This is a genomic window from uncultured Fretibacterium sp. (genome assembly GCF_963544685.1).
Classification (GTDB): domain Bacteria; phylum Synergistota; class Synergistia; order Synergistales; family Aminobacteriaceae; genus CAJPSE01.
Genome location: NZ_CAUUGJ010000145.1, coordinates 1 through 4,728, shown reverse-complemented (window position 1 = coordinate 4,728; position 4,728 = coordinate 1). Strand labels below are relative to the sequence as shown.

The following is a 4,728-nucleotide window of genomic DNA, read 5'->3' as shown; positions in this document are numbered from 1 at the left end:
GCAGGCCCTGGATCATGTGGTCTTCCCCATGGTCCTCTCGAACGTGTCGATATCCGATCCCGAGGCGGCGCGCAAATTCGCGCGGAACGTCGTCGTCCCGGCGGGGGACCTGAAGGTCGGCTTCTTCGCGATGCTCTCGACCTGGCTCTTCTCCGTGACGAGGAAGGCGGACGAGCTGACCGTCCTGACCGATACGGAGGGCATAGCCCGGGAGATGGTCGCCGACCTGCGGGCCCAGGGTGCGGACGTCATCGTGATGCTCAGCAACCTCAGCGAGGGCGAGAACCGTCACCTGGCGGAGTCGGTCCCGGGAATCCACGCGATCGTCGGCCGCGGGGTGTCCGAGAAGGAGGAGGTGCAGCTGCAGCTCGTTCAGGGTCCCGGCGATTGGACGACCGCCCTGGCCTGGGGCGGATCCAGGGGAAAGTTCCTGGGCAAACTCGTCCTGACGACCGAAAAGGGCAGGCTGCTGTGGGACCGGACGTCCTGGCGCCTTTTGAACGTCACCCCGAAGATCCCCCCGAACCCGGAGGTCATGAGGATCGCTGCGGAGTACGAGAGCAAGCTCAACGGCAGCCTGGAGCGGGCGGTCGGCTTCTTCGAGAGCCCCGTCGACGCGCAGAAGAGGACCCTGCGGGTTCGGGAGATGCCTCTGGGGGACTTCATGGCGGATGGGCTGCGGTGGAGGTTCAAGACGGACGTGGGGCTCGTCAACGGCGGGTCCCTGAGGGGGGACCGGATCTTCCCCGCCGGGGAGGTCTCGGAGAAGAACCTGACGGAGATCCTGCCGTTCGGCAACGGCATCGAGGTCGTCACGGTGACGGGGATGCAGCTTAGGCAGATCATGGAGCTCTCCGCCTCCGCCCTCATCGTCGAGGGCGAGCACTTCGACCCCGCGTTTCGCGTCCCGGACGGAGGGTTCCTTCAGATATCCGGGCTGAAGGTCGTCTACGACCTCAGGGAGAAGGCGGCGTCCTTCGACTCCGGGGGCCGGCTTCTGTCCTGGGGGAACCGCCTGAAGCGGATCCTCGTGCAGAAGGACGGGGAGTGGCGGGAGGTCGACGATAGGGCAAAATACACCGTGGCGGTCAACAGCTGGATTGCCGGCGGGGGCGACCGCTACTTCGTGTTCGAGGGGGCCCGGAGGGAATCGACGGAGGTCCGGGAGCTGGACGTCCTGGTGGACTACCTGCGTTCCTTCCCCGAGGGAAGGGTGGACATGAAGACGGACGGCCGCATCGTCATCGAGAAATGACGGGTGCCGCAGAACGGGGCAAGAACGGGAGAGGAAAAAATGAGAGGGGGGCGCCCCCCTCTCATTTTTTTCGGAGGTCTCCCCGGCACTCGTAGACGAACGCCGGAGGGATGTTGATGGGGACGAAGGAGGTCCGGATCTCCGAGAAGCGCGATTCGAAGTGGCGCTTCATGATCTTGGAGTACTGATAGGCCACGAACTTGCCGCCGGGGACCAGGGTATCCTGGACGGCGTCCAGGATGCGGGCGGTCATCGCCGGGGGAAGGACGGTGAAGGGCAGGCTCGAGACGATGCAGTCCAGCTTGTCGATTCCCAGGTCCTCCAGGATGGCGGGCAGTTCCTGGGCGTCCCCGTAGAGCTTCAGGCCGGGGTGCGAGAGGCCGATCATCCGCTGGAGGTCGGGGTCGATCTCGAACACGAGAAGCCGGGCGTCCGGCCGCGCCCGGCGGACGATGCTCCGGGTGAAGACCCCCGTCCCGGCCCCGAGCTCGGCGACGTTTCGGACCTGGCTCCAGTCGATCTTGTCCAGGACCGCGCGGGTGAGGTAGGGCGAGCTGGGTATGACGCTCCCCACTTGGCGGGGAGCGCCGACGAAGCGCCGCAGGAAGACCATGCCCTCCGCAATCCGTGATTTCAGCTGTCTTCCCTGGCGCTGCAGTTGACCGTAATCTTTGCTCAATGCCATCCGATCCTTTCGCTCCGATTCCGTGTCCCGGCTCCGGTAGCCGCATTCGAAAAAGCCCCCGTCCGGGTACGTTCCTTTCCCCGGTGTCCCTGGTGTGCGATAATTTTCAATTATAGCGTATGGGTATAACGTATGGGTACAGTGTATGGGTACAGCGTAGGGGATGCGGCGGGGGGAGCGGGGTTTTATCGAGGACGGATCATCGAGGATCATCGAGAAGGAGGGACCGCGAGGATGAACGGGGACGAACGAGGAAAACGCCTGGTCGTGCTGACCGGTGCGGGGATGAGCGCCGAGAGCGGGCTCAAGACCTTCCGCGACGCCGGGGGGCTTTGGGAGGAGTACGACGTCATGGAGGTCGCCAGCATCGAGGGGTGGCACCGCAACCCCAAGCTGATGACCGAGTTCTACAATCAGCGCCGGGAACAGCTGGCCCACGTGGAGCCGAACCTCGGGCACCGCATCCTGGCGGAGCTCGAGGGGTTCTTCGACGTGGGGATCGTCACCCAGAACGTGGACAACCTGCACGAGCGCGCCGGGAGCACGAAGGTGCTGCACCTGCACGGGGAGCTGACCAAGGTGCGCAGCGTCCGGGACGAGACCCGGGTCCGCGACATCGGCTACAGCCGGATGGAGTTCGGAGAGACGGATACGGACGGCTCCCCGCTGCGCCCCCATATCGTCTGGTTCGGGGAGGCGGTCCCGATGATCGCGGAGGCGTCCCGGTGGGTGGCGGGGGCGGACATCTTCGCCGTGGTGGGCACGTCCCTGAACGTGTACCCGGCCGCCGGCCTGATCCATGACCTGCGCCCGGGAACGCCCGCGTTCCTGATCGACCCCAACGAGGTCGCGCTTCCGAGCAAATCCCATTTCACCGTGATCCGCGCCGGCGCGGGCCATGGCATGGAGTTGCTGAGGGAGAAGCTGCTGGACCTCTTCCCCGCGCCGGACCCCCGGCAGCGGTAGAGGGTGAGTCGAGATGCCGCGGAGTCTGCCGCCCTCACGGGGCGGCGCGCCGCGGCGCTCGCCCTGCCGTTTGACACTTTTCCCTCTATGCCTTATTCTGACCTTGGCCCGTCGAGTTGTTCCCTGAAATAACTCGATGTCCGTCAGGCCGGGGCGTCGTTCCGGTTCATGGCGTCTCGTGCGAAAGTCGGCAGGAGTGCTGTTGGGAGGAGTGTTGTTGGGAGGAGTGCTGGAGGTTCGGGTCAGAAAACGCCTGGGGGATTTCTCGACGGGTGCGGACTTCGTCCTGGATGGGGTCGGGATCACCGCTCTCTACGGCCCGTCCGGGGCCGGCAAGACGACCCTGCTCAACATGGTCGCCGGGCTCGTCGTCCCCGACGAGGGGCGCATCGTCCACAACGGCACGGTGTTCTTCGACGCGGCGGAGAGGGTCTTTCTGCCGGCACGGAGGCGCGGCGTGGGGTACGTGTTTCAGGAGCATCGTCTCTTCCCCCACCTCTCGGTGCGGAACAACCTGCTCTTCGCCCCGCGTTTCTGCGGTCGGCCGTACAGCCGGTCCTTTTTCGATCGCGTGGTCGCGCTGATGGACCTGGAGCCCATGCTTGGGCGCGGCGTCGGCTCGCTCTCGGGGGGCGAGAGCCAGCGCGTGGCCATCGGCAGGGCCCTGCTGGCCTGCACGTCGTTTCTGCTGATGGACGAGCCCCTGGCCTCCCTGGACGCTCGGCTCAGGGACGAGCTGATGGGATATATCGCGACGATCCCGCAGGCCCTCGGCGTCCCCGTGCTCTACGTCTCCCATGCCGAGGAGGAGATCCGGCGTCTTGCCGACCGGGTTCTCGTCGTGGAGAGGGGAGAGGAGACCCGGCTGTGCCCCCCGCGGTCCGGCCTCCGCGGCCCCGGGCCCGGGGAAAAGCCCTGCGGATGCCGCAGGGTCCCATAAGGAAAGGATGATGAAGAGATGGGCAGGAAATGGATGAGGCGTGTTTTTCCGTTGGCGCTGCTGTGCGTCTTTGTGCTTGCCACCGCCGCGTTCTGCGGCGTCGCGGTGACCACCGGGGCGGGCTACAAGCAGATGGTCGAGGAGCTGGGCAAGGCCTATCGCGAGTCGGGCGGGGCCCTCGAGGAGATGTACGGCGGTCCCATCGGCCAGGTGCTGGTCCAGATCAAGCAGGGCAGCGGGGCCGACGTGGTGATCTCGGACAGGGGGGCTTTGGAAGCGGCCTCGCAGGGGCTGGAGTTCGGCTGCATCGAACCGCTGGGCGATACGGTGCTGGTCCTGGCGTGGCGGAAGGGCCTGAGCCTCGAGTCCCCGAAGGACCTGGAGAAGCAGGAGTTCGCCCGGGTCGCCATGCCCGATCCCAAGGCGGCCATCTACGGCCGGGCCGCGTCCGCGTTCCTGAAGAGCTCCGGCATCGGCGAAAAGCTCGGGGAGAGGCTCGCGGTCGTTTCCACCGTTCCCCAGGTCTTCTCCTACCTCGCTTCCGGCGAGATGGACGCGGGGTTCGTCAACCGCGTCATGGTGCTGAACGGCGGGCAGAAGCTGGGCGGATGGCTGGAGATCGCCGAGGGATACCCGCCCCTGAGGATGGTCGCCGCGGTGGTCCAGGGGCGGGAGACGGACGCCGGGGTCCTGAGCTTCCTGGAGTTCCTGAAGGGCGAGAAGGGCAAGGAGATCCTGAAACGTCACGGCATCTGGTGAGCCCGCTTCGCGGCTTTTTCCGCGCCCCGTCCGGGGGGGCGGGGCCCGGCGGAGCGGCCGGCCCCTATCTCCTGGAGGGGAGGGGAGCGCCGTGCCGGACGAGGCTGCCCTGAGCTTTCCCAT

General features: G+C 66.4%; 5 protein-coding genes. 4 read left to right on the top strand and 1 reads right to left on the bottom strand.

Features of this window, described 5'->3' with window-relative positions:
* On the top strand, positions 1–1,255 hold a 1,255-nt coding region (locus ABLA28_RS10500), incomplete at its 5' end, for a 5'-nucleotidase C-terminal domain-containing protein (RefSeq protein ID WP_347713618.1).
* 61 nt (positions 1,256–1,316) lie between these two features.
* Here ABLA28_RS10500 and ABLA28_RS10495 read toward each other — a convergent pair.
* Positions 1,317–1,940, bottom strand: a complete 624-nt coding sequence (locus tag ABLA28_RS10495) for a methyltransferase type 11 (protein WP_299301622.1) — start codon at positions 1,938–1,940, stop codon at positions 1,317–1,319.
* A 234-nt stretch (positions 1,941–2,174) separates the two neighbouring features.
* Between ABLA28_RS10495 and ABLA28_RS10490 the strand changes: the two genes are divergently transcribed.
* The 3 genes from ABLA28_RS10490 (at position 2,175) to modA (ending at position 4,605) form a co-directional block, all read left to right on the top strand.
* Complete coding sequence (locus ABLA28_RS10490) at positions 2,175–2,906, top strand: NAD-dependent deacylase (protein ID WP_347713617.1); 732 nt, start codon at positions 2,175–2,177, stop codon at positions 2,904–2,906.
* A 226-nt stretch (positions 2,907–3,132) separates the two neighbouring features.
* Positions 3,133–3,846, top strand: a complete 714-nt coding sequence (locus tag ABLA28_RS10485) for an ATP-binding cassette domain-containing protein (RefSeq protein ID WP_347713619.1) — start codon at positions 3,133–3,135, stop codon at positions 3,844–3,846.
* An 18-nt stretch (positions 3,847–3,864) separates the two neighbouring features.
* On the top strand, positions 3,865–4,605 hold the full coding sequence (gene modA, locus ABLA28_RS10480; RefSeq protein ID WP_347713616.1) for a molybdate ABC transporter substrate-binding protein: 741 nt from the start codon (positions 3,865–3,867) through the stop codon (positions 4,603–4,605).
* Positions 4,606–4,728: the final 123 nt, after the last annotated feature.

Bases quoted from the DNA above. Each gene is read 5' to 3' on its own strand.
- ABLA28_RS10495 (WP_299301622.1), bottom strand. From the start codon at position 1,940: ATGGCATTGAGCAAAGATTACGGTCAACTGCAGCGCCAGGGAAGACAG.
- ABLA28_RS10490 (WP_347713617.1), top strand. From the start codon at position 2,175: ATGAACGGGGACGAACGAGGAAAACGCCTGGTCGTGCTGACCGGTGCG.
- modA (WP_347713616.1), top strand. From the start codon at position 3,865: ATGGGCAGGAAATGGATGAGGCGTGTTTTTCCGTTGGCGCTGCTGTGC.